Annotated in this window: 15 protein-coding genes; 14 read left to right on the top strand and 1 reads right to left on the bottom strand. The window is 71.9% G+C overall.

The window, feature by feature from the left end; translation table 11 throughout:
• Nucleotides 1–52 precede the first annotated feature (52 nt).
• The 14 genes from mrdA (at nucleotide 53) to ACZ4FH_RS07855 (ending at nucleotide 21,037) form a co-directional block, all read left to right on the top strand.
• Complete coding sequence (gene mrdA, locus ACZ4FH_RS07920) at nucleotides 53–2,218, top strand: penicillin-binding protein 2 (protein ID WP_467303131.1); 2,166 nt, start codon at nucleotides 53–55, stop codon at nucleotides 2,216–2,218.
• On the top strand, nucleotides 2,218–3,408 hold the full coding sequence (gene rodA / locus ACZ4FH_RS07915) for a rod shape-determining protein RodA (RefSeq protein WP_467303130.1): 1,191 nt from the start codon (nucleotides 2,218–2,220) through the stop codon (nucleotides 3,406–3,408). Before mrdA ends, rodA begins: the two co-directional genes overlap by 1 nt.
• A 32-nt stretch (nucleotides 3,409–3,440) precedes the next feature.
• The gene (locus ACZ4FH_RS07910) at nucleotides 3,441–4,958 is read left to right on the top strand and encodes a CYTH and CHAD domain-containing protein (protein WP_467303128.1); all 1,518 of its coding nucleotides are present in this window, start codon (nucleotides 3,441–3,443) and stop codon (nucleotides 4,956–4,958) included.
• Nucleotides 4,959–5,008: 50 nt separating this feature from the next.
• Complete coding sequence (locus ACZ4FH_RS07905) at nucleotides 5,009–6,934, top strand: TIGR03960 family B12-binding radical SAM protein (protein ID WP_467303127.1); 1,926 nt, start codon at nucleotides 5,009–5,011, stop codon at nucleotides 6,932–6,934.
• An 86-nt stretch (nucleotides 6,935–7,020) separates the two neighbouring features.
• Entirely contained in the window at nucleotides 7,021–8,244 is a 1,224-nt protein-coding gene (locus ACZ4FH_RS07900; protein ID WP_467303126.1) for a hypothetical protein, read from the top strand.
• Between the two features lie 122 nt (nucleotides 8,245–8,366).
• Nucleotides 8,367–9,134, top strand: a complete 768-nt coding sequence (locus ACZ4FH_RS07895) for a TIGR03936 family radical SAM-associated protein (protein WP_385110108.1) — start codon at nucleotides 8,367–8,369, stop codon at nucleotides 9,132–9,134.
• A 231-nt stretch (nucleotides 9,135–9,365) separates the two neighbouring features.
• Nucleotides 9,366–13,424, top strand: coding sequence for an Rne/Rng family ribonuclease (locus ACZ4FH_RS07890; protein ID WP_467303124.1), 4,059 nt, complete (start codon nucleotides 9,366–9,368; stop codon nucleotides 13,422–13,424).
• Between the two features lie 157 nt (nucleotides 13,425–13,581).
• Nucleotides 13,582–14,472 (top strand): UTP--glucose-1-phosphate uridylyltransferase GalU, encoded by an 891-nt coding sequence (gene galU / locus ACZ4FH_RS07885; RefSeq protein WP_383633327.1) that lies wholly within the window; start codon nucleotides 13,582–13,584, stop codon nucleotides 14,470–14,472.
• 63 nt (nucleotides 14,473–14,535) lie between these two features.
• Nucleotides 14,536–15,288 (top strand): phosphocholine cytidylyltransferase family protein, encoded by a 753-nt coding sequence (locus ACZ4FH_RS07880; RefSeq protein WP_467303122.1) that lies wholly within the window; start codon nucleotides 14,536–14,538, stop codon nucleotides 15,286–15,288.
• The gene (locus ACZ4FH_RS07875) at nucleotides 15,276–16,337 is read left to right on the top strand and encodes an iron-containing alcohol dehydrogenase family protein (protein WP_383633321.1); all 1,062 of its coding nucleotides are present in this window, start codon (nucleotides 15,276–15,278) and stop codon (nucleotides 16,335–16,337) included. Before ACZ4FH_RS07880 ends, ACZ4FH_RS07875 begins: the two co-directional genes overlap by 13 nt.
• Before the next feature lie 192 nt (nucleotides 16,338–16,529).
• On the top strand, nucleotides 16,530–16,850 hold the full coding sequence (gene rplU, locus ACZ4FH_RS07870) for a 50S ribosomal protein L21 (RefSeq protein WP_014045903.1): 321 nt from the start codon (nucleotides 16,530–16,532) through the stop codon (nucleotides 16,848–16,850).
• 14 nt (nucleotides 16,851–16,864) lie between these two features.
• Complete coding sequence (gene rpmA / locus ACZ4FH_RS07865) at nucleotides 16,865–17,122, top strand: 50S ribosomal protein L27 (protein ID WP_018551605.1); 258 nt, start codon at nucleotides 16,865–16,867, stop codon at nucleotides 17,120–17,122.
• Nucleotides 17,123–17,262: 140 nt separating this feature from the next.
• Nucleotides 17,263–18,702, top strand: coding sequence for a GTPase ObgE (gene obgE / locus ACZ4FH_RS07860; protein ID WP_467303120.1), 1,440 nt, complete (start codon nucleotides 17,263–17,265; stop codon nucleotides 18,700–18,702).
• Between the two features lie 301 nt (nucleotides 18,703–19,003).
• On the top strand, nucleotides 19,004–21,037 hold the full coding sequence (locus tag ACZ4FH_RS07855; protein WP_467303119.1) for a glycosyltransferase family 4 protein: 2,034 nt from the start codon (nucleotides 19,004–19,006) through the stop codon (nucleotides 21,035–21,037).
• 80 nt (nucleotides 21,038–21,117) lie between these two features.
• Here the strand turns inward: ACZ4FH_RS07855 and ACZ4FH_RS07850 are convergent, their stop codons facing one another.
• Entirely contained in the window at nucleotides 21,118–24,702 is a 3,585-nt protein-coding gene (locus ACZ4FH_RS07850) for a bifunctional glycosyltransferase/CDP-glycerol:glycerophosphate glycerophosphotransferase (protein ID WP_467303118.1), read from the bottom strand.
• Nucleotides 24,703–24,705: the final 3 nt, after the last annotated feature.

The raw sequence follows: 24,705 nt of genomic DNA, 5'->3' as shown, positions 1-24,705 counted from the left end.
GGGCCGCCCGCACCGCGGCCCCGACCAGCCCGACCACCACCGGGGGCGCCCCGTGACCAACATCCCCGAGACGGGCCGGACCCAGCGCGTCCAGATCCGCCTCGTCGTCATCCAGGTCCTCGTCTTCTCGCTGCTGCTCACCCTGGGCGGCCGGCTCTGGTACCTCCAGATCCGCAACGGCCAGGAGTACTCCGACGAGGCCAAGAACAACCACGTCCAGCAGGTCGTCCAGCCCGCCGCCCGCGGCTCCATCCTCGACGCGCGGGGGGTGCCGCTCGCCGACAACGAGACCCGGCTCGTGGTCTCCGCCAGCCGCACCGAGCTGCTGAAGATGGACGACGACGGCAAGAGCGTCCTGACCCGGCTGGCCGGCGTCCTCGGCATGAAGCCCAAGGAGGTCCTCGACAAGGTCCGCCTCTGCGACGCGAAGACCCCGCAGCCCTGCTGGAACGGCTCGCCCTACCAGCCGATCCCGGTCACGGACGAGGCCACCACCCAGCAGGCCCTGACGATCCGCGAACGGGCCGAGGACTTCCCCGGCATCACCGCCGAACCCACCGCCGTCCGGCGCTACGCCGCGCCCGGCAAGGCCAACACCGCCCAGGTCCTCGGCTATCTCTCGCCCGTCACCGACGAGGAGATCACCAAGGCCCAGGACACCGACTCGCCGTATCTGCGCTCCGACATGGTCGGCCGCTCCGGCCTGGAGCGCACCTACGACAAGGAGCTGCGCGGCAAGGCGGGCGTCACCCGCTACGAGGTGGACAACCTCGGCCGGGTCATCGGCCACGCCAAGAACGACGAGGCGGAGGCCGGTTCCAGCGTCGTCACCTCGATCGACGCCCGGGTCCAGGCCGTCGCCGAGTACGAGCTGAACCAGGCGATGAAGGTCGCCCGTACCGAGTTCGACAACAACACCGGCGAGAACTACAAGGCCGACTCCGGTGCCGTCGTCGTCATGGAGGCCAAGACCGGCCGGGTCGTCTCCATGGCCTCGCTGCCCAACTACGACCCCAACGCCTGGGTCGGCGGCATCTCCGCCAAGGACTACGCCAAGCTGACCGGGAAGAACTCCAACTTCCCGCTGCTCAACCGCGCCATCCAGGGCCAGGCCGCACCCGGCTCCATCTTCAAGGTCATCTCCTCGACCGCCGCGGTCAACGCCGGATACCCCTTCGACGGGCACTACCCCTGCCCCAGCTCGTACTCCATCGGCGGCCAGACCTTCAAGAACTTCGAGTCCCAGGGCTACGGCGACATCACCATCGGCCGCGCCCTGGAGGTCTCCTGCGACACCGTCTACTACGGCCTCGCGCACCAGGAATGGCAGAAGGACGGCGGGAACAGCCCGAAGAAGAACCCGAAGGACTGGTTCTACAAGACCGCCCACCAGTTCGGCCTCGGCAAGGAGACCGGCATCGACCTCCCCAACGAGGTCAGCGGCCGCGTCCCGGACCGTGAGTGGAAGAAGAAGTTCGCCGCCGCCAACCACGACGCCTGGTGCAAGCAGGGCAAGAAGGACGGCACGTACGTCGAGAAGATCGCGTACGAGAACTGCCTCGAAGGCGACAAGATGCGCGCCGGTGACTCGGTCAACTACTCGATCGGCCAGGGCGACACCCTCGTCACCCCGATCCAGATGGCCACCATCTACGCGGCCATCTCCAACGGCGGCACCCTCTACGACCCCACCGTCGGCAAGGCGATCGTCAGCGGCGACGGCAAGACCGTCCAGGAGATCGAGCCCAAGGCGCACGGCAAGCTGCCGTTCACCAAGAAGACGCGCAACGAGATAGACGAAGCCCTCGCGGGTGTCGCGACCCGCGGTTCGGCCGCCTGGCGGTTCGGCGGCTGGCCGCAGGACAAGATCCCGATGCACGCCAAGACGGGTACCGCCGAGGTCTACGGCAAGCAGACGACCTCGTGGTTCGCCACGTACACCAAGGACTACTCGATCGTCATGACGATCTCCCAGGGTGGTACGGGTTCCGGCGCGTCCGGCCCCGCCGTCCGCAACATCTACAACGCGCTCTACGGCCTCGACGCCTCGGGCAAGCAGGACCTCAAGAAGGCCCTCCTGCCGACGCCCCAGAAGTCGCTGCCGAAGATCCAGGCCGACGGCACCATCGACGCCCCGACGATCAAGCCGTACAACCCCGACTCGCAGAAGCCGGCGGGCGAGCAGACGCTCGCCGCGGTGCTCGGGAGGCGTGACTGATGGCCGGATTCTCCGTCCCGCGCTACGGCCCGGAGCGCTCCGGCTGGGGCCGGCTCATGGCCCGCGACTCCGTCGTGCGCCGGCTGGACTGGCCGCTCCTCGGCTCGGCGATCGCGCTCTCCTTCATCGGCTCGCTGCTCGTCTGGTCGGCGACCCGGGGACGCGACTCGCTCACCCACGGCGATCCGTACTACTTCCTCTTCCGCCACGCCCTCAACACCGGCATCGGCTTCGCGCTGATGGTCGGCACGATCTGGCTCGGCCACCGCACCCTGCGCGGGGCCGTCCCGATCCTCTACGTGGTCTCCGTGCTGCTCGTCATGGCGGTGCTCACCCCGCTGGGCGCCACCGTCAACGGCGCGCACGCCTGGATCCTGCTGCCGGGCGGTTTCTCCCTCCAGCCCTCCGAGTTCACCAAGATCACGATCATTCTCGGGATGGCGATGCTGCTCGCCGCCCGGGTCGACGCCGGCGACCAGGTCCACCCCGACCACCGGACCGTCGCCAAGGCCCTCGGCCTGGCCGCCGTCCCCATGGTGATCGTCATGGGGATGCCCGACCTCGGCTCGGTCATGGTCATGGTCGTCATCGTGCTCGGCGTCCTGCTGGCCTCCGGCGCCTCCAACCGCTGGGTCTTCGGCCTCCTCGGCGCGGGCGTCGCCGGCGGTGTCGCCATCTGGCAGCTCGGACTGCTCGACGACTACCAGATCGCCCGCTTCGCCGCCTTCGCCAACCCGGCGCTCGACCCGGCCGGCGTCGGCTACAACACCAACCAGGCCCGCATCGCCATCGGCTCCGGCGGACTCTCCGGCACCGGCCTCTTCCACGGCACCCAGACCACCGGCCAGTTCGTCCCCGAACAGCAGACCGACTTCGTCTTCACCGTCGCCGGCGAGGAACTCGGCTTCCTCGGCGCCGGACTGATCCTGGTCCTCCTCGGCATCGTGCTCTGGCGCGCCTGCCGCATCGCCCGCGAGACCACCGAGCTGTACGGCACGGTCGTCGCCGCCGGGATCATCGCCTGGTTCGCCTTCCAGTCCTTCGAGAACATCGGCATGACGCTCGGCATCATGCCGGTCGCCGGACTGCCGCTGCCCTTCGTCTCCTACGGGGGCTCCTCGATGTTCGCCGTCTGGGTGGCCATCGGGCTGCTCCAGTCGATCCGGGTGCAACGGCCGATAACGGCCTGAGCGGTTTCCCCGGGGCGCGTTAGGTTCGTCGTATGGCGGACTCCAAGCGCGAGATCGAGCGGAAGTACGAGGCCACCGACGCCACCCGGCTGCCCGACCTGACCCGGGTGGCCGGCGTCGCGGCCGTGGACCACCTCGGCATCACCGTCCTCGACGCCGTCTACTACGACACCGAGGACTTCCGGCTCGCCGCCGACCGCCTCACCCTGCGCCGCCGCACCGGCGGGTCCGACGCCGGCTGGCACCTCAAGTTCCCCGTCTCCTCGGGCATCCGGGACGAACTGCGCGCCCCCCTCTCGGACGCCCTGCCCCCGGACCTGGCCGCCCTCGTCCGCTCCCGGGTCCGCGGCGCCGACCTCGTCCCCGTCGTCCGCCTCCGCTCCGCCCGCGACGTCCATCTGCTGCGCGGACCGGACGGAGCGCCCCTCGCCGAACTGAGCGTCGACGCGGTCCGCGCCGAACGGCTGCACGGCCCCGGCCGCTCCACCGCCTGGACGGAGATCGAGGCCGAACTCGCCGACGACGCCGACCCGGCCTTCCTCGACGCCGTCGAGGAGCGGCTGACGGAGGCCGGGATCCGCCCCTCCGCCTCCGCGTCCAAGGTCGCCCGCGCCCTCGCCGAGACCGCCCCGGACACGCCCCCCGGCCCCCGCCCGGACCCGCCGCGCACCGCGGGCGACCACGTCCTCGCCTACGTACGCGAACAGGCCGCCGAGATCGTCGCCCTCGACCCGGCCGTGCGCCGGGACCTGCCGGACTCCGTGCACCGGATGCGGGTGGCCACCCGACGGCTGCGCAGCGCCCTGCGCAGCCACCGGACCGTGCTGGACCGCACCGTCACCGACCCCGTCGCCGGGGAACTGCGCCGGCTCGCCGCGGAACTGGGCGTCGACCGCGACCAGGAGGTCCTCGACGCCCGGCTGCGCGCCCGGCTCGACACCCTGCCCCGCACCCTCGTCCTCGGCCCGGTCCGCGCCCGGCTGCGCCTGTGGTCCACCGCCCGCCGCGCCGGTACGCGCCGGCGCACGCTCGCCGTCCTCGACAGCGCCCGCCACCTCGCCCTGCTGGACGCCCTGGACGCGCTCGTCACCGACCCGCCCCTGCTCCCGGCCGCCGCCGGACCGCCCGGACCCGAGCTGGCCCGCGCCGTGCGCCGCGACCGCCGGCGCCTCGCCCACCGCGTCGACCGGGCCCTGGACCTCCCCCCGGGCCCCGGCCGCGACCGCGCCCTGCACGACGCCCGCAAGGCCGCCAAACGCGCCCGGTACGCCGCCGAGACCGCCCGCCCCGCCCTGGGGAAGCCCGCGAGGAAGGCCGCCAAGCGCCTCAAGGCCGTACAGACGCTCCTCGGCGACCACCAGGACGGCGTCGTCGCCCGCGAGGCACTGCGCACGCTCGCCGTCCAGGCCCACGCGGCCGGCGAGCCGTCGTTCACCTGGGGAGTGCTCTACGGGCAGGAACAGGCGGAGGCCGCGGCGCGCGAGCGGGAGCTGCCCGCGGTGTGGGCGCGGGCCGCCCGGGACGATCTCGGCGCGGCGTCCGGACGCTGAGCGTCGCGGTACGCTGGATGGTCACCCCTGCCGGCTCTCGAAAGTTCGCGATGTCTGTCGATTCGGTCTTCCCACAGCTCGAAGCTCTGCTCCCGCATGTGCAGAAGCCCATCCAGTACGTCGGCGGTGAGCTCAACTCCACCGTCAAGCCGTGGGACGAATGCGACGTCCGCTGGGCGCTGATGTACCCGGATGCCTACGAGGTCGGGCTGCCCAACCAGGGCGTCATGATCCTCTACGAGGTGCTGAACGAGCGCCAGGGCGTCCTGGCCGAGCGCACCTACAGCGTCTGGCCGGACCTGGAAGCGCTGATGCGCGAGCACCGGGTGCCGCAGTTCACCGTGGACAGCCACCGCCCCGTCAAGGCGTTCGACGTCTTCGGGCTCAGCTTCTCCACCGAGCTGGGCTACACCAACATGCTCACCGCCCTGGACCTGGCCGGCATCCCGCTGGCCGCGAAGGACCGCGGCCTGGACGACCCGATCGTGCTCGCCGGCGGCCACGCCGCGTTCAACCCCGAGCCGATCGCGGAGTTCATCGACTGCGCGGTCATCGGCGACGGCGAGCAGGCCGTCCTGGAGATCACCGAGATCATCCGCGCCTGGAAGGCAGAGGGCCGCCCCGGCGGCCGCGAGGAGGTGCTGTTCCGCCTCGCGAGGACCGGCGGGGTGTACGTCCCGGGCTTCTACGACGTGGAGTACCTCCCGGACGGCCGCATCGGCCGTGTCGTGCCGAACAGGTCCGGCGTCCCGTGGCGGGTGTCCAAGCACACCGTCATGGACCTCGACGAGTGGCCCTACCCCAAGCAGCCCCTCGTCCCCCTCGCCGAGACCGTCCACGAGCGGATGTCCGTCGAGATCTTCCGCGGCTGCACCCGCGGCTGCCGCTTCTGCCAGGCCGGCATGATCACGCGCCCCGTGCGGGAGCGAAGCATCACCGGCATCGGCGAGATGGTGGACAAGGGACTCAAGGCGACCGGCTTCGAGGAGGTCGGCCTGCTCTCCCTCTCCTCGGCCGACCACACCGAGATCGGCGAGATCGCCAAGGGCCTGGCCGACCGCTACACCGAGGACAAGATCGGCCTCTCGCTGCCCTCCACCCGCGTGGACGCGTTCAACGTGGACCTGGCCAACGAGCTGACCCGCAACGGGCGCCGCTCCGGCCTCACCTTCGCCCCCGAGGGCGGCTCCGAGCGCATGCGCAAGGTCATCAACAAGATGGTCTCGGAGGAGGACCTGATCCGGACCGTCGCCACCGCCTACGGCAACGGCTGGCGCCAGGTGAAGCTGTACTTCATGTGCGGCCTGCCCACCGAGACCGACGAGGACGTCCTCCAGATCGGCGACATGGCGGTCAACGTCATCGCCAAGGGCCGCGAGGTCTCCGGGCAGAACGACATCCGCTGCACCGTCTCCATCGGCGGGTTCGTGCCCAAGCCGCACACCCCGTTCCAGTGGGCGCCGCAGCTGAGCGCCGAGGAGACCGACGCCCGTCTCGCCAAGCTCCGGGACAAGATCCGCGGCGACAAGAAGTACGGCCGCTCGATCGGCTTCCGCTACCACGACGGCAAGCCCGGCATCGTCGAGGGCCTGCTCTCCCGCGGCGACCGCCGCGTCGGCTCCGTCATCCGCGCGGTCTACGAGGCCGGCGGCCGCTTCGACGGCTGGCGCGAGTACTTCAGCTACGACCTGTGGATGAAGAGCGCCGAGGCCACGCTGCCGGAGTACGGCGTGGACGTCGACTGGTACACCACCCGCGAGCGGACCTACGAGGAGGTCCTGCCCTGGGACCACCTCGACTCCGGCCTCGACAAGGACTGGCTCTGGGAGGACTGGCAGGACTCGCTCGACGAGACCGAGGTCGAGGACTGCCGCTGGACGCCGTGCTTCGACTGCGGGGTCTGCCCGCAGATGGACACCAGCATCCAGATCGGCCCCACCGGCAAGAAGCTCCTGCCGCTGACGGTCGTGAAGTAGCCGCGTGCACGCCATGACCGGGTGACAGCTCGGTGACGAAGGCCCGGCCGGGAAACTTCCGGCCGGGCCTTCGCGTCATGAGGGGCATGGAACAGGGAGAGCACCCGGTCCCCGAACGGACCGGTCACGGGGCGCACGGGACGCCCGCGCGGTACGAGGCCGGCGACGGCTGTCTGACCGCGGCCATCAGGATCCCGGTGCGGATCGTCGTCCTGGTCCTCGTCCTGCCGGTGCGGATGGTCTGGGACGCCCTGGTCGTGACGGCCCGCGCCGCCGACCGGGCGGTGCTGCGCCCGGCCGGCCGCGCCCTGGCACGGCTCTTCGGGATCCTGGTGGCCGCCCCCGCCCGCTGGCTGTGGCACACGGTCCTGACCCCGCTCGGCCGCGGACTGCTGTGGCTCGCGACGGCCGTCCTGGTGCGCCCCTGGCCCGCCCTCTGGCGGTACGTCCTGGTGCCCGGCGCGCGGTACGGGATCGTCGCCCCGCTGCGCCTGCTGTACGCGCACGTCCTCACCCCACTGGGCCACGGGCTGCGCTGGGTGTACCGCTCGCTGCTCGACCCGGCCGGACGGTGGACCGCCACGGCGGCGCGGTGGCTGCTCGTCGCCCTGCTCGTCGTTCCCGCCGTGGCCGTGTGGCGCTACGTCCTGGTGCCGCTCGGCCGGGCCGCCGCCTGGCTGGTCGAGCACCTGCTCGTGCTGCCGCTGGTGTGGACGTACCGGAGCGTGCTCACCCCGCTGGGCCGGGGGATCGCCTGGCTCCTCGATGTGCTGGCCCGAGGCGTGGCGGCCTGCTGCCGGGGGGTGTGGACCGCTCTGCGGTGGCTGGTCGTGGTGGGCCTCGTCACTCCGCTGCGGTGGCTGTGGCGCGCGGTCCTGGCCCCGGTCGGGCGCGAGGTCGTCGCCGCGTTCGCGGTGGCCTGGCGGATCGCCGGGATGATCTCGCGGGCCGTCGGGCGGCTCCTGGCCCGGCTCGCGTGGTACCTGGTCGGCGCACCCGTGCACTGGGCCTACCGTGCGGTGCTCACCCCGGTCGGCCACGTCCTGCGCGACGCGGTGCTGGCACCCGCCGGACGGCTGGCGCGCACGATCGGCCGGACCGCCCGGGAGACCCTGCGCACGGCCCGCGAGACCGTCCGCCGGGCCCGCCGGGACGCCTGGCGGGCACTGGCCGGAGGGGCCGGTGAACCCGAGCCCCGGGAACCGGCGGGCGTCCTTGCGCGTACTCTGGGTAGTACAACGACTGTGCCCAGCGCGGCGCCCGAACCAGAGATCTCCCTGCGGAAAGCGAAAGCCGACCCGCGGGGGTGAGCCGGACCGGACACCCCGGGCCACCCGCATTTCGAGGGCGGCGTGCCACCGCGTCCGCTCCGCACCGAGGAGAAGAACCACTGGGCAAGCGACAGCCCGAAGGCCCGCCGCCCGCACCGGCGGTGCAGCGCATCCGACTGCGCTACACCAAGCGGGGCCGCCTCCGGTTCACCAGTCATCGAGACTTCCAGCGTGCCTTCGAGCGGGCGCTGCGCCGCTCCGAGGTGCCCATGGCCTACTCGGCGGGCTTCACCCCGCACCCCAAGGTCTCGTACGCCAACGCCGCACCCACCGGCACGGGCAGCGAGGCCGAGTTCCTGGAGATCGCCCTCACCGAGGCCCGCGATCCGGAGACCCTGCGCGAGCTGCTCAACGACTCGCTGCCGGACGGTCTGGACATCACCGACGCCGTCGAGGCCCGCACCTCGGGTCTCGCCGACCGGCTGACCGCCTCCGTCTGGGAACTGCGGCTGGACGGCGTCGAGCCGGCCGAGGCCGAGAAGGCCGTGGCCGCGTTCAACGCCGCCGAGAGCGTCGAGGTCGAGCGCCGTACCAAGAACGGCATGCGGAGCTTCGACGCACGCGCCGCCGTCGTCGACCTGCGGGCCCTTGATCATCAGCCTGATAGGCCCGGGGACAAGGCCTGTGCGATACTGCGGCTGGTTGTTCGGCACGTGACACCTGCCGTTCGGCCTGACGACGTCCTGTCCGGTCTCCGCGTAGTGGCCGACCTGGCGCCGCCGGTCCCCGCAGCGGTGACCAGGCTGGCGCAGGGGCTCTTCGACGAGGAGTCCGGCACGGTGACCGACCCGCTCGCGCCCGACCGCGAGGCAGCCCCGGCCGCCGGGACCGCCGTCGCGACGGCGCCGGAAGGTGCAGGTTCCGCGTAAGGCGGTCGTTGTAGCGCAGCCCTCGGACTCGGGAGCCACCTGGGCCGGGCCGCGCGCTGACCCATAAGACTTTCGCCAGGCCGTGCGCACCACGCGTACGGAACCGGCGAGCCAGACATTCAGCCCCCGTGCGGCGCCCGCGCCCCGGACGGCAGAGCCGCGTGGACACGCGGACCGTGCCGGACCGGAATCAGACGCGGCGCCCGGGAGCGCGACGGGAGAAACGCCCGCATGCCCCAGCCGACCGAACCCGGCACGACCGGGAACGCAGAAGACAACAACACCCCCGGCGACAAGCTGCCGCCGCGCCGCAGGCGCCGCGCGGCCTCCCGCCCGGCGGGCCCGCCCACCACGGGCGCACCGGCAGCCGAGGCTCCGGCCATACCGGCCGTTGACGCCGGAGTGTCGGAGAACAGCACCGAGAACGCCGCGGAGGCCGAGGCCGCGCCGCCCGCGCGCACCCGCCGCCGCGCCACCCGCAAGGCGACGTCCCCCGCCGGACCGCCGCAGGCGGCCGAGACCGTCGAGGTCGTCGAGAGCGCCGCGCCCGCCGCGTCCGCCCCGGTGACCGAGGAGGAGCCCGCCGCCCCGGCCGAGGCCCCGCGCCGCCGTCGCGCCACCCGTAAGGCCACCGCGCCCGCCGGTGCGCCGCAGGCCGCCGAAGCCGCCGAGTCGGTCGAGGAGACCGTCGTCGCCGAGCAGGCGGAGCCCGCCGAGGCCGTCGCGCCCGTCGAGTCCGCTCCGGCCGAGACCCCGCGCCGCCGTCGCGCCACGCGCAAGGCCACCGCGCCCGCCGGTGCGCCGCAGGCCGCCGAGCCCGTCGAGGCCGTTGCGGAGACCGTCGTCGCCGAGCAGGCCGCGCCCGTCGAGGCACCCGCCGCCGAGGCGCCGCGTACCCGTACCCGCCGCCGGGCCTCCGCGCCTGCCGGTGCGCCGCAGGCCGCCGAAGCCGCCGAGTCGGTCGAGTCGGTCGAGGAGACCGTCGTCGCGGAGCAGGCGGAGCCCGTCGAGGCCGTCGCGCCCGTCGAGTCCGCTCCGGCCGAGACCCCGCGCCGCCGTCGCGCCACCCGTAAGGCCACCGCGCCCGCCGGTGCGCCGCAGGCCGCCGAGCCCGTCGAGGCCGTTGCGGAGCAGCCGGGCGAGAGCCTGCCCGAGGAGGCCGTCGAGGAGCTGGCCGCCGAGAGCGCCGAGATCGAGGAGGCCGCCCCGCGCGGCCGTCAGCGCCGCCGGGCCACCTCGCCCGCCGGCCGGCCCGAGTTCACCGCGAAGGCCGAGGAGCCCGCGCGCCGCGGCCGCCGGGCCACGCGCCCCGCCGTCGCCGTGTTCCAGGCGCCCGTCTTCGCCGAGCCGATGTTCCAGACGCCGGAGACCGCGGCCGCCGCCGCTGCCGCCGCCGCGTACGACGAGGAGCCCGAGGACGAGATCACGGCGGAGGAGCAGCCGGCCGTGGAGGCCGAGCCCGCCGCGCAGAGCGGCTCGCGCCGCCGCCGTCGCCGCCGTGGCGAGGCCGCCCCCGCCGAGGAGCAGGCCGCCGCGCCCGTCGAGGAGCACGCCGAGGACGAGCAGGAGCCGGAGCACGAGGCCGAGGCCGAGACCGAGCAGGACGCGGAGGACGCCGACGAGTACGGCGACCGTCCCTCGCGCCGCCGCCGCCGTGGGGGCCGTCGCCGCCGCCGCGGCGAGTCCGCCGACGAGGACTCCGCCGAGCAGCACCCGGAGGACGCCGACCACGCCGAGGACGAGTCCGCGCGGGCCCAGGAGCCGGAGGACGAGGGCGACGAGGAGCAGGACGACCACGACTCCGCCGCCTCCGGCTCCAGCAGCAGCCGTCGCCGCCGTCGCCGTCGCCGTCGCAGCGGGGACGCCTCGCCCGAGGCCGAGTCCGGCTCCGACGACCCGGAGCGCACGGTCGTCAAGGTCCGCGAGCCCCGCAAGAAGGACGCCGAGCGCGAGCCCGGCACCGGCTTCGACGAGGTGCAGTCCATCAAGGGCTCGACCCGGATGGAGGCCAAGAAGCAGCGCCGCCGCGAGGGCCGCGAGCAGGGCCGCCGCCGCGTGCCGATCATCACCGAGGCGGAGTTCCTGGCCCGCCGCGAGGCCGTCGAGCGCGTCATGGTCGTCCGCCAGTACGGCGAGCGCACCCAGATCGGCGTCCTCGAGGACAACGTGCTCGTGGAGCACTACGTCAACAAGGAGCAGGCCACCAGCTACGTCGGCAACGTCTACCTGGGCAAGGTCCAGAACGTGCTGCCGTCCATGGAGGCCGCGTTCGTCGACATCGGCAAGGGCCGCAACGCCGTGCTGTACGCGGGCGAGGTCAACTTCGAGGCGCTCGGCATGGCCCACGGGCCGCGCCGCATCGAGACCGCGCTCAAGTCCGGCCAGTCCGTCCTCGTCCAGGTGACGAAGGACCCGATCGGCCACAAGGGCGCCCGCCTGACCAGCCAGGTCTCGCTGCCCGGCCGCTACCTGGTCTACGTGCCCGAGGGCTCGATGACCGGGATCAGCCGCAAGCTGCCCGACACCGAGCGCGCCCGGCTCAAGACCATCCTCAAGAAGATCGTCCCCGAGGACGCGGGCGTCATCGTGCGCACCGCCGCCGAGGGCGCGAGCGAGGACGAGCTGCGCCGTGACGTCGAGCGGCTCCAGCAGCAGTGGGAGGACATCCAGAAGAAGTCGAAGAGCACCGGCAGCTCCAACGCGCCGACCCTGCTCTACGGCGAGCCGGACATGACCGTCCGGGTCGTCCGCGACATCTTCAACGAGGACTTCTCCAAGGTCATCGTCAGCGGTGACGACGCCTGGGAGACGATCCACGGATACGTCTCGCAGGTGGCGCCCGATCTGACGGACCGCCTCTCGCGGTGGACCTCCGAGGTCGACGTCTTCGCCACCTACCGGATCGACGAGCAGCTGATGAAGGCGCTGGACCGCAAGGTCTACCTGCCTAGCGGCGGCTCGCTGGTGATCGACAAGACCGAGGCGATGGTCGTCGTCGACGTCAACACCGGCAAGTTCACCGGCCAGGGCGGCAACCTGGAGGAGACGGTCACCAAGAACAACCTGGAGGCGGCCGAGGAGATCGTGCGCCAGCTGCGGCTGCGCGACCTCGGCGGCATCGTGGTCGTCGACTTCATCGACATGGTGCTGGAGTCCAACCGGGACCTGGTGCTGCGGCGTCTGCTGGAGTGCCTGGGCCGCGACCGTACGAAGCACCAGGTCGCCGAGGTCACCTCGCTGGGCCTCGTCCAGATGACCCGCAAGCGGGTCGGCCAGGGTCTGCTGGAGTCCTTCTCCGAGACCTGTGTCCACTGCAACGGGCGCGGCGTGATCGTCCACATGGAGCAGCCCGGCACGTCCGGTGGCGGCGGTGGCGGGAAGCGGTCCAAGAAGCGCCGCGGCGGTTCGGGCCACGACCACGAGCACGAGCACGAGCACGAGCACGTCTCCGAGCACGACCACGAGCACGTCTCCGAGCCCGAGACGGAGACCGAGGCCGAGGTGGCCGCCGAGGTCGCCGCCCCGGTGGCGCTTCCCGAGCCGGAGTTCGTCCCGGACGAGGAGCTGTACAGCAGCCCGGCCGAGGCCGAGGCCGCCGCCACGCGCGGCCGCGGCCGTCGGCGGGCGACGCGCAAGGCCACGGCGCCCGCCGGTGCCCCGAGGACCGCGTCCGCCCCGGCCCCCGTGGCCGAGCCGGCCGCGGAGCCGGAGACCACCGAGGCGCCGGCCGCCCCGGCCGTGGAGGCCGAGGCCCCCGTGGCCGAGGCGCCGCAGGGCCGCACCCGTCGCCGGGCGACCCGGAAGGCGACCGCCCCGGCGGGCGCCCCCGCCGCGGCCGAACCGGCCGAGGCCGCCCCGGCCGCCGAGGAGCCGGCACCCGCCGAGGAGCCGGCGCCCGTCGCCGACCCGGTCGCGGCCGAGGACCCGGTCGTCGAGGCGCCCGCGGAGGCGCTCGTCGAGGAGCCGGCCCCGCCGCGCGCCCGTCGCCGGGTGACCCGCAAGGTCAGCGCGCCCGCGGGCCCGCCCGCCGGTGCCGAGGAGGCCGAGGTCGTCGTGGTCACGGCGGCCGAGCCGGAGACCGCCCCCGAGGCGGAGGCCGAGCCGGCCCCCGCCAAGAAGGCGGCCCGCAAGACGGCGAAGAAGGCCACGGCCAAGAAGGCCGCCGTCAAGAAGACCGCGGCGAAGAAGACCGCGGCCAAGAAGACGACGGCCAAGAAGGCGGCGAAGAAGACGGTGGCGGCCGAGCAGTCCGCCCCGGCCCCCGTCACCGCTCCGGCCGACGAGGTCTGACCCACCTGGGGCCCGTACGGGGGCCGGTGCCACGGCGACCGGCCCCCTGCGGGCCCCGGCACCGCGCGCGACGCAGTCGGGCCGGTCCCGCCACGGGGCCGGCCGGCTGCGTTCCGGCGCCGGGCCGCCCCCGTACCCGACACGGAAGTCCCCGTACATGCACAAGATCCAGAAGGCCGTCATACCCGCCGCCGGGCTCGGTACCCGGTTCCTGCCGGCGACCAAGGCGACTCCCAAGGAGATGCTGCCGGTCGTCGACAAGCCGGCGATCCAGTACGTCGTCGAGGAGGCCGCCGCCGCGGGGCTGAACGACGTCCTGATGATCACCGGGCGCAACAAGCGGGCCCTGGAGGACCACTTCGACCGGAACTACGAGCTGGAGTCGGCGCTCACCCGCAAGGGCGACGACGAGCGGCTGGTCCGGGTCCAGGAGTCCAGCGACCTGGCGACCATGCACTACGTCCGGCAGGGCGACCCCAAGGGCCTCGGCCACGCGGTGCTGTGCGCGGAGCCCCATGTCGGCGCCGAGCCCTTCGCCGTGCTGCTGGGCGACGACCTGATCGACCCGCGCGACCCGCTGCTGGCCCGGATGACCGAGATCCAGGAGCGCGAGGGCGGCAGCGTCGTCGCGCTGATGGAGGTCGCCCCCGAGCAGATCCACCTGTACGGCTGCGCCGCGGTGGAGACCACCGCGGAGGACGACGTCGTCCGGGTGACCGGACTGGTCGAGAAGCCGGAGACCGGGGACGCCCCGAGCAATCTGGCCGTCATCGGGCGCTACGTCCTCGACCCCGCCGTCTTCGCGGTGCTGCGCGACACCGAACCGGGCCGCGGCGGCGAGATCCAGCTCACCGACGCACTCCAGCAGCTGGCCATGGACGAGAAGCTCGGCGGTCCGGTGCACGGCGTCGTCTTCCGGGGCCGCCGCTACGACACCGGCGACCGGGGCGACTATCTGCGCGCCATCGTCCGGCTCGCCTGCGAACGCGAGGACCTGGGCCCCGACTTCCGCGACTGGCTGCGCGGCTTCGTGTCCACCGAACTCTGAGCGCCGCCGCCCGGCGTCCGCACCCCATCCGAGACACCCGTACCGAGACCGAGGAGACACCCCATGATCGGCATGATCCTGGCGGCCGGCGCCGGCCGCCGTCTGCGCCCCTACACCGACACCCTGCCCAAGGCCCTCGTGCCGGTCGGCCCCGAGGGCGACGAGGAGAGCCTGACCGTCGTCGACCTGACGCTCGGCAACTTCGCCGAGGTCGGCCTGACCGACGTCGCGATCATCGTGGGCTACCGCAAGGAGGCCCTGTACGAGCGCAAGGCCGCCCTGGAGGCGAAGTACGGCGTCAGCATCACGCTGATCGACAACGACAAGGCCGAGGAGTGGAACAACGCCTACTCCCTGTGGTGCGGCCGTGACGCCCTCAAGGACGGCGTCATCCTCGCCAACGGCGACACCGTGCACCCGGTCTCCGTCGAGAAGACGCTGCTCGCCGCCCGCGGCGAGGGCAAGAGGATCATCCTCGCCCTCGACACGGTGAAGCAGCTCGCCGACGAGGAGATGAAGGTCGTCGTCGAGGACGGCAGGGGCGTCCGCCGGATCACCAAGCTGATGGACCCGGCCGAGGCCACCGGCGAGTACATCGGCGTCACCCTCATCGAGGGCGAGGCGGCCGAGGAGCTGGCCGACGCGCTGAAGACCACCTTCGAGCGCGACCCCGACCTCTACTACGAGGACGGCTACCAGGAGCTGGTCAACCGCGGCTTCAAGGTCGACGTGGAGCCGATCGGCGACGTCAAGTGGGTCGAGATCGACAACCACGACGACCTCGCCAAGGGCAGGAAGATCGCGTGCCAGTACTGACCCGGCTGATACCCGCGCCGGTCGTCGTCGACATCCGGGCCGGCGCTCTGGCGGATCTGGCGACGGTCCTCGCCGATCAGCGGATCTCCGGCTCCGGCAAGCTGGCGATCGCGATCAGCGGGGGTTCCGGCCGGGCGCTGCGCGAGCGGCTCTCGGACAGCCTGCCGGGTGCTTCCTGGTTCGAGGTGGGCGGCGGCACGCTCGACGACGCCGTCCGCCTCGCCGAGGCCATGAAGTCCGGCCGGTACGACGCCGTCGTCGGGCTCGGCGGCGGCAAGATCATCGACTGCGCCAAGTTCGCCGCGGCGCGCATCGGGCTGCCGCTGGTCGCCGTCGCGACGAACCTGTCGCACGACGGTCTCTGCTCCCCGGTGGCGACCCTGGACAACGACGCGGGCCGCGGCTCGTACGGCGTCCCCAACCCGATCGCCGTCGTCATCGACCTGGACGTCATCCGCGAGGCCCCGGTCCGCTTCGTGCGGTCCGGGATCGGGGACGCGCTCTCGAACATCTCCGCCGTGGCGGACTGGGAGCTGGCCCACCGGGTCAACGGTGAGGACATCGACGGTCTCTCCGCGGCGATGGCCCGGCAGGCCGGCGAGGCCGTGCTGCGCCACCCCGGGTCCCTCGGCGACGACGGCTTCCTCCAGGTGCTGGCCGAGGGGCTGGTGCTCACCGGCATCTCGATGTCGGTGGCGGGGGACAGCCGTCCCGCGTCCGGGGCCTGCCACGAGATCAACCACGCCTTCGACCTGCTCTTCCCCCGGCGCGCGGCCAGCCACGGGGAGCAGTGCGGTCTGGGCGCGGCGTTCGCGATGCATCTGCGGGGCGCGTACGCCGAGTCGGTGCGGATGGCCGGGGCGCTGCGGCGGCACGGTCTGCCGGTCACCGCGGAGGAGATCGGGTTCACCGCGGAGGAGTTCGTCTCCGTCGTGGAGTTCGCCCCCCGCACCCGGCCGGGCCGCTACACGATCCTGGAGCATCTGAACCTGTCCCCGGACCGGATCCGGGACGCCTACGCCGCGTACACCGAGGCCGTCGCGGCCTGAGCCGGAGCCCGGTTTGACCGGGCTGTCCGGGGCCCGTAACCTTGACCCTCGGCGTTTGTTCGCCACACCTCTGAGCACTGACCTCCCGCTCGTACGGGAGAGGCCGCTCGTCCAATCCGGATCATCGCGGGCCCCGGCCCGTGTGGGCGGCTGGCATCAGGGGTTTCCGCTTCGAGTGAGAGTGAGATCCGCGTGTACGCCATCGTGCGCAGCGGTGGTCGCCAGCACAAGGTTGCTGTCGGCGACATCGTTGAGGTTGACAAGATTTCCACTGCCAAGGTGGGCGACACGGTAGAGCTCTCTACCCTGCTCGTTGTCGACGGCGACGCCGTGACCAGCGACCCGTGGGTCCTGGACGGCATCAAGGTCCAGGCCGAGGTCGTGGACCACCACAAGGGCGCGAAGATCGACATCCTTCGCTACAAGAACAAGACCGGCTACCGCCGTCGCCAGGGTCACCGCCAGCAGTACACGGCGATCAAGGTCACCGGTATCCCCGCGGCTGCGAAGTAAGGGACTGAGGAGACATGGCACACAAGAAGGGCGCATCGTCCACCCGGAACGGGCGCGACTCCAACGCTCAGCGGCTCGGCGTGAAGCGCTTCGGCGGTCAGGCCGTCAACGCCGGTGAGATCCTGGTCCGCCAGCGCGGCACCCACTTCCACCCGGGCACGGGCGTCGGCCGTGGCGGCGACGACACGCTGTTCGCCCTGGCCGCCGGTGCGGTCCAGTTCGGCACCCACCGTGGCCGCAACGTGGTGAACATCGTTCCGATCGCCGGCTGAATCCCCGGCGCTCGTCGAGCGTGATGACGTGGAGGCGGACCTCACTTCCTGTGACGGGAAGTGGGTCCGCCTTTCGCGTGTTGTCCCTCGGGGACGCACGCGCGAGACTTTTCTGTACGGAGTAACTGGAGGTTCCACCCATGACCACCTTCGTGGACCGCGTCGAACTGCATGTCGCCGCGGGTAACGGAGGCCACGGCTGTGCCTCCGTCCACCGTGAGAAGTTCAAGCCGCTCGGCGGCCCGGACGGCGGCAACGGCGGCCGTGGCGGCGATGTGACCCTGGTCGTCGACCAGGACGTCACCACGCTGCTCGACTACCACCACCACCCCCACCGCAAGGCCACCAACGGCCAGCCCGGCGCGGGCGACAACCGCACCGGCAAGGAGGGCCAGGACCTGGTCCTGCCCGTGCCGGACGGCACCGTCGTCCTGGACCGGGCCGGCAACGTGCTCGCCGACCTGGTCGGCCAGGGCACCGCCTTCGTCGCGGGCCAGGGCGGCCGCGGCGGCCTGGGCAACGCGGCGCTGGCCTCCGCCCGGCGCAAGGCCCCCGGCTTCGCGCTGCTGGGCGAGCCCGGCGAGGCCCGGGACATCGTCCTGGAGCTGAAGACCGTCGCCGATGTCGCGCTGGTGGGCTACCCGAGCGCGGGCAAGTCCTCGCTGATCTCGGTCCTGTCGGCCGCCAAGCCGAAGATCGCCGACTACCCGTTCACCACCCTGGTCCCCAACCTGGGCGTGGTCACGGCGGGCTCCACCGTCTACACCATCGCCGACGTCCCCGGGCTGATCCCCGGAGCCAGCCAGGGCAAGGGCCTCGGCCTGGAGTTCCTGCGCCACGTCGAGCGCTGCTCGGTCCTCGTGCACGTCCTGGACACCGCCACGCTGGAGTCCGACCGCGACCCGGTCTCCGACCTCGACATGATCGAGGAGGAGCTGAAGCTGTACGGCGGGCTGGAGGACCGGCCCCGCGTCGTCGTCCTCAACAAGATCGACATCCCGGACGGCCAGGACCTCGCGGACATGATCCGCCCCGATCTGGAGGCCCGCGGCTACCGCGTCTTCGAGGTCTCGGCGGTCGCCCGCACCGGCCTCAAGGAGCTGTCCTACGCGCTGGCCGGCATCATCGCCGAGGCGCGCGCGGCCAAGCCGGTCGAGGAGGCCACCCGTATCGTCATCCGGCCCAAGGCCGTGGACGACACCGGCTTCACCGTGACGCTGGAGGACGACGGCATCTACCGGGTGCGCGGCGAGAAGCCGGAGCGCTGGGTGCGCCAGACCGACTTCAACAACGACGAGGCCGTCGGCTACCTCGCGGACCGGCTCAACCGGCTCGGCGTCGAGGACGAGCTGCGCAAGGCCGGGGCGCGGGCGGGCGACGGCGTCGCCATCGGCGCCGAGGACAACGCGGTCGTCTTCGACTGGGAGCCGACCGTCTCGGCCGGTGCGGAGATGCTCGGCCGCCGCGGCGAGGACCACCGTCTGGAGGAGCCGCGCCCGGCCGCCCAGCGGCGGCGCGACCGCGAGGCGGAGCGCGACGAGGTCAGCCAGGAGTACCAGGACTTCGACCCGTTCGCGTAACGAGGTTCCCGTCAGGGGTGTGTCCCCCGCACCGGCCGGTCCGGTACGGGGGACACACCCCTTTCGTCGTACGGATGTACGGTGATTCGACTGGATTTCGTACGCCATCACCAGGCTCGGTAGGCTATGGTCAAAGATTCGATAAACTTTCACTCCCCGCACAACCCTGTGACCTTCCTGTCCGTCTTCCTGGTGCGGGGGCCTGCCCTCGTACCAGCCGAGGGGGTAGGGGGAGCGCGGTGAAGACCGTGCGAGGCTGCCCTGGGACTGCCGCGCGACGCGGCCCAGCCGAAAGACGCAAGTGAAGATTTCATTTCTGGTGCGCGACCTCTGCCACATGGGCGGAGTGGTGAGTGCGACGCAGAACCTCGCGGGTGCGCTCGCTGCCCGGCACGAGGTGGAGATCGTCGCCCTTCGCAAGGTGCGGGACGAGTCGTACTTCCCCCTCGACCCGAGGGTGTCGGTGCGCGTCCTGACCGATCTGCGCAAGCACTCGCCGACATCGGACCTGGACGACCCGCTGATCGAGGTCTTTCCCAAGGTGTACCCGGTCGACCCGGCGGAGAAGAAGCCCGTGGTCAGCCGGCTCGCCGAGCTGCGGCTGCTCGAATTCCTCGCCACCACCGACGCGGACGTCGTGGTCAGCTCCAGCCCGCGCAACACGATCATGCTCTCGTACGCCGAGGGGAACTACCTGCGGGTCACGCAGGAGCACTCCATGCCCTCGATCTACGCGAAGTACTACCAGGGCCGGCTCTTCAAGGCGTACCACTCGCTGGACGCGCTCACCGCCCTCACCCCCGAAGAGGTCGTGAGCATCGGCAACCAGGTGCCGGGCGTGCGCAACCGCCTGGCCGTCATGCCCAACTGCGTGCCCGCCGCCCCCGTCCAGTCCAAGAGCACCAACAAGGTCATCATCGCGGCCGGACTGCTCAAGGAGAACAAGAACTTCGCCGCCGTCATCGACGCCTTCGCGACGGTCGTGGCCAAGCGCCCCGACTGGCGGCTGCGGATCTACGGCGGCGGCACCGAGAAGGCCAATCTGCGCAAGCAGATCGAGACCCTCGGCCTGCACAACACCGTGACCCTGATGGGGCCCGCCGCGCCGGTCTCGCCCGAGTTCAGCAAGGGTTCGGTCTTCGTCCTGCCGTCCAAGCGCGAGGCCTTCGGCAACGTCATCGTCGAGGCGATGGCGGCCGGTCTCCCGGTCGTCAGCACCGACGCCGACCACGGCCCGCGCAACATCATCACCCACGGCGAGGACGGGCTGATCGTCCCGCGCGGCGACACCGCCGCCATGGCCGAGGCCATCCTCGAACTGGTCGAGGACGACGAGCGCCGCAAGCGCATGGGCGCGGCCGCCGTACGCAACGCCGTGCGCTTCCACGAGCCCGCCAGCTGCGCCCGGTTCGAGGCGATCCTGCACGACGCCGCCGCCCGCCGCGCCCTGCCCACGACCGCCACCGCCCAGGTGGACGGCATGGGCGCGGTCCACATCGACGTCGGCACCCTGCCCCCCGAGGGCCACGGAGCCGAGATCGTCTGCCGCCGGACCGGCCGCAACCCGGCCGAGGAGCGCTTCGCCATCGACCCCGACGGCTCCGCCGTGGTGCCCTGGCGCGGCGGACTGCCCGAGGGCACCTGGGAGCTGTCCGTCCGCGCCCAGGACGGCAACGAGGTCCCGCTCACGGTCGACGGCTACGGCTGCGACGTACGCGATCTGCTCAACGTCCCGCTGCCCCGCCAGGCCGGCGCCCCCGCCCTGGAGTTGCTGCTGCCGCACCGGGGGGAGATGGACCGGCTGCGCATCCGCAGTGTGGTGCGGGAGACCCATGTCGAGATAGACGCACTGGACGTGGACAACGAGAGCGTCGAGGTCGCCGCCGCCGTCTGGGGGGTCGCCCCGGGCTCGGGCGCGATCCTGGAGGCCGTCCACCGCAAGGACAAGGAGCGGGTGCTGTCCTTCCCGGTGACGGCCGGCGAGGACGGCCGCATCACCGCTGTGGTCGACTGTGCCACGCTGGTGCGGGAGCACGAGGGACCCGAGCAGATCTGGGACGTGTGGCTGCGTCCCGCCGCCGGGGCGGAGCGGGTGCAGGTGGGCAAGCTGGCCACCGACGTCCTCGCCCCCATCGGGGTGTTCACCTTCCCCCGCCCGGTGATCCGCATCCTGCCCGACCCGAGCAGGACCCTGCTCGCCAAGGTCGGCCGCAGGGTCACGCGCACGCTCAACGGCGGCAAGCCGGCCCCGCGCCCCGTCACGAAGGTCGAGATCCGGCCGTACTACACGGCGCTGTCGCAGCTCGCCTTCAAAACCGTGGACGTCGCCCCGTAACGGAAGCGCCCGCACCGCCGCCACACGAAGGGGGCGGCCCGGAGAAGGAATCCCCGGGCCGCCCCCTTCGGCGTGTGCCGTTACTTCTCGCCCTTCAGCTCCGTCGCCTGCTCGATCATGCGGTCCACGACGCGCTGCGAGGCGCTGCCGTCGTCGAGGTCGCAGAAGAGGTGGTGGAAGCGGTCGAAGCGCTCGCCGTACTGCGGCCACACCGTGTCGATGTCACGGATCGAGTCGATCAGCTCGGAGGACGTACGGACCAGCGGTCCGGGGGAGTCCTTCTCGAAGTCGAAGTAGAACCCGCGCAGCGTGTCCCGGTAGTGCTCCAGGTCGTACGTGAAGAAGAGCATCGGCCGCTTGAGGTGCGCGTAGTCGAACATCACGGACGAGTAGTCGGTGATCATGATGTCGGACGCGAGGTACAGATCGGCGATGTCCGGGTACTCGGAGACGTCCCAGACGAAGCCGTTGCCCGCGCCCGGCACCTGGTCGACCACGTTGGAGTGGCGGCGGATCAGCAGGACGTGGTCGTCGCCGAGGCGGCGGCGGGCGTCCTCCAGGTCGAGCCGCAGGTCGAAGGAGTACTGACCGGCCCGGTGCGACTGGTCGTCGCGCCAGGTCGGCGCGTAGAGCACGACCTTCTTGCCCTCGGGCAGCCCGATGCGCTTCCTGATCGTCTCGGCGAGCTTGTCCCGCTCCTCCGAGTACAGGTAGTCGTTGCGCGGGTAGCCGGCCTCCAGGATCTCCCCGTCGTACGAGAACGCGCGCTTCAGGATCGGGGTGCTGAAGCGGTTGGAGGAGACCAGCATGCTCCAGTTCTTCGCCTCCAGCTCCAGACGCTTCTGGTACTCCTTGTCGAAGTGGAGCGTGTCGATGTCATGGCCGATCTTCTTCAGCATCGTGCCGTGCCAGGTCTGCACGATGACCTGGCCGGGACGGCGTACGACCCACTCGGGCAGGTGCGCGTTGGTCACGATGTACTTGCTGGAGGCCAGCGCGTCGAACCACTCGGTGCCCCACATCCGGACCTTCTCGGCCGTCGGGGGCAGCTCCACCTGGCCGTCGCGGACCGCCCACAGGTGCTTGAGGTCGGCGCCCCGGCGCACCAGCTCCTCGTGCATGGCACGCGGGCTGTCCGAGTACTGCTTGCCGTTGTAGCTCAGGTAGAACACCTGGTCGCGCAGCGGCTCCTGGCACTTGGCGTCGTAGACGTCGCGGCGCAGCTGGGCCTGGCGGTACGGGCCGCGCTCCACGTCGGCCAGCTCCGAGCGGCAGTTGAGCTGCGGGAAGTCGTGCCAGCGGGCCTCCAGCCAGTAGCGGCGGCCCCTCAGCGTGGTGTGCAGCGGGAACTGGTCGGAGGCGAGGCGGTCGATGACGAACTCGACGTCCGGGCCCTCGGTCCGGCGGAGGAAGAAGTTCCACCGGCCGGCCTTGAGCGGGATGGTGCCCTGGGCGCCGCCGCCCAGCGTCGACGGGTCGAAGGCCGTCTCGTAGGAGCCGTCCGCGCTCCAGGTGATCGGGACCAGCCGCTCGTCGAAGCGCTCCTTGGCCTTCAGCAGCAGTTCCGAGCCGACCAGGTGCAGCGGGGCGTGGCCGGACAGCACGATCTTGCCGTCCCGCTCGCTCACCTTGGTCATCACGGCGCGCTCGGTCTGGCCGCGGAACTTCAGATAGCCGTTGTGGCCGGCGATGACCGCCAGCTCGCGCCTGGACGCCTGCGGCTCCGTGCTCGCGGGCAGCGGGAAGCGGGCGTCCTCGATGCCCTCCTGGACGACGGGGCTCAGCCGGCGGGGCTGGGCGTTCTCGTCCGGTCCGGAGACCATGAGCGCGGTGCTCCAGTTGCGGACCCGGGGCTGGGCGTGGCCCTCCGTGGTCTCGGAGGTGACCAGGGCGATATCGGCCAGCGGCACCTCGACGCGGAAGGAGTGGGGTGCGGTGCCGCCCGCCTCGACGCTCACGTCGTAGCGGTGGATCTCCCCGCTCGCCTGGTTCGAGACCTGCAGCGTGACGGTCTCGTCGCTCGCCACCGGCGTACGGATCTCGCCCCGGACCACGATCCGGTCGCCGTCCAGCTCACGGCCGGTCACCAGCGCGTTGACCCGCTCGATGCGCAGCTTCAGGGCGGCGCCCTCGACGCTGGGCAGCATCCGGTGGTTCTCGTCGAGCCACTGGTAGGGCGGGAAGTTGGCGGCGCTGCCGCCGTTGGACTGGATGCCGCGGCGGCGCAGCAGCCCGGAGGACACGACGATGACACCGATGTGCCATATGCCCTCCTCCCACTGGCCGTTGTGGCGGAGCTTGGCCGGGTCGAAGGAGAACTCCCAGCCCGACCAGTCGTAGTTGTAGCGCTTCTGCCAGGTGTCCGAGGTGCGGCCGGGGCGGTAGACGTTCTTGGCCGGGAAGACCAGCCGGCGGCGCGAACCGCCCTTCTTGATCTGGATGAACTTGGCGGTGCTCCGCCGGTTCGGGATGTCGATCTTGTCGATCCAGGCGTCGCCGGTCAGCAGCAGCTTGCCCTTGCGCCACTCCACGCCGACCAGAGGGGTCCTGAGCTCCAGGTCCTTGTCGATGCGCAGGGTCTTGCGGGAGAGCGTGACCCCGCTGCGGTCCAGGGCCTTGAACCCGGCGTACTTGCGCAGGAAGCCGCTGACCTCGACCGGTTCGCGGCGGCGCTGGTCGGCGAGCAGGTCGATCAGCTCGGAGACGGCGCCGCGGCGCACCAGCGCGTACTGCACGCGCAGCACGGCGGGCAGCTCGTCCAGGACCTGCGGGTCGACCTGGTCGAGGTAGCGGTTGGCCGCGATCAGGAAGGCCTCGCGGTACTCCTCGTCGCCGTCCGGCACCACGTTGAGGAAGATGCGCAGGTCGTCGCGGAGCACACGGGCGTCGTACTCCCGCTTGAACTGGGCCCACTTGGCTCCGGGCCGGCCGGCCAGGAACTGGGTCACCGTCTCGCAGGCGGCGACGCGGTCGCGGACGCCCTGCGGGTCGGTCCGGCGCTGGGTGATCGATGGGGCGGACTCGCCCTCGCGCAGCCGCCAGTAGTAGACCGGCTCGCCGATCAGGTCGATGGCGTCGGCCAGGTAGTGGGCGCGCAGCACCACGGCGCTGTCCTCGTAGAGCACGCCCTCGGGAAAGGTGAAGGAGTGCTTCTCCCAGAACGTGCGGCGCCAGACCTTGTTGCACGAGATGCGGTCGGCGACGAGCTTGGGGTACTCGGAGATGTGGGTGCGCTTGCGGGCCTCGCCGGCCAGCATCTTCATGAGCGGGACCTGCCAGGACCGCTCGCCCTTGACGTGGAAGACGTTGCCGGTGGCGAAGTCGGAGCCGGTCTCGTCGAGGCTGGCGACCATCATGCGGTAGCCGTCCGGCGGGATGACGTCGTCGCTGTCGAGGAACGCGAAGTACTCGCTCTCGGGCGCCATGTTGGCCAGACCGGCGTTACGGGCCGAGCCGAGGCCGCCGTTCACCTTCGTCACCAGTTTGAAGCGCGGGTCGCGGGCGGCGAAGGCCTCGGCTATCGCCGCCGAGCCGTCGGTCGAGCCGTCGTCGACCATGACGCATTCGAAGTCGGCGAAGGTCTGCGCCTCCACCGAATCGAGACACGCCTCCAGATACGCCTCGACGTTGTACATCGGCACGATGACACTGAGCCGGGGGGTCATGTT

Source organism: Streptomyces sp. NPDC024555 (assembly GCF_055559335.1).
This window is presented reverse-complemented; position numbering and strand designations above follow the sequence as displayed.

Coding starts and splice junctions, on each gene's coding strand:
- ACZ4FH_RS07850 (WP_467303118.1), bottom strand. CDS start 24,702: ATGACCCCCCGGCTCAGTGTCATCGTGCCGATGTACAACGTCGAGGCG.
- ACZ4FH_RS07910 (WP_467303128.1), top strand. CDS start 3,441: ATGGCGGACTCCAAGCGCGAGATCGAGCGGAAGTACGAGGCCACCGAC.
- rodA (WP_467303130.1), top strand. CDS start 2,218: ATGGCCGGATTCTCCGTCCCGCGCTACGGCCCGGAGCGCTCCGGCTGG.
- galU (WP_383633327.1), top strand. CDS start 13,582: ATGCACAAGATCCAGAAGGCCGTCATACCCGCCGCCGGGCTCGGTACC.
- ACZ4FH_RS07905 (WP_467303127.1), top strand. CDS start 5,009: ATGTCTGTCGATTCGGTCTTCCCACAGCTCGAAGCTCTGCTCCCGCAT.
- rpmA (WP_018551605.1), top strand. CDS start 16,865: ATGGCACACAAGAAGGGCGCATCGTCCACCCGGAACGGGCGCGACTCC.
- ACZ4FH_RS07900 (WP_467303126.1), top strand. CDS start 7,021: ATGGAACAGGGAGAGCACCCGGTCCCCGAACGGACCGGTCACGGGGCG.
- ACZ4FH_RS07880 (WP_467303122.1), top strand. CDS start 14,536: ATGATCGGCATGATCCTGGCGGCCGGCGCCGGCCGCCGTCTGCGCCCC.
- ACZ4FH_RS07890 (WP_467303124.1), top strand. CDS start 9,366: ATGCCCCAGCCGACCGAACCCGGCACGACCGGGAACGCAGAAGACAAC.
- obgE (WP_467303120.1), top strand. CDS start 17,263: ATGACCACCTTCGTGGACCGCGTCGAACTGCATGTCGCCGCGGGTAAC.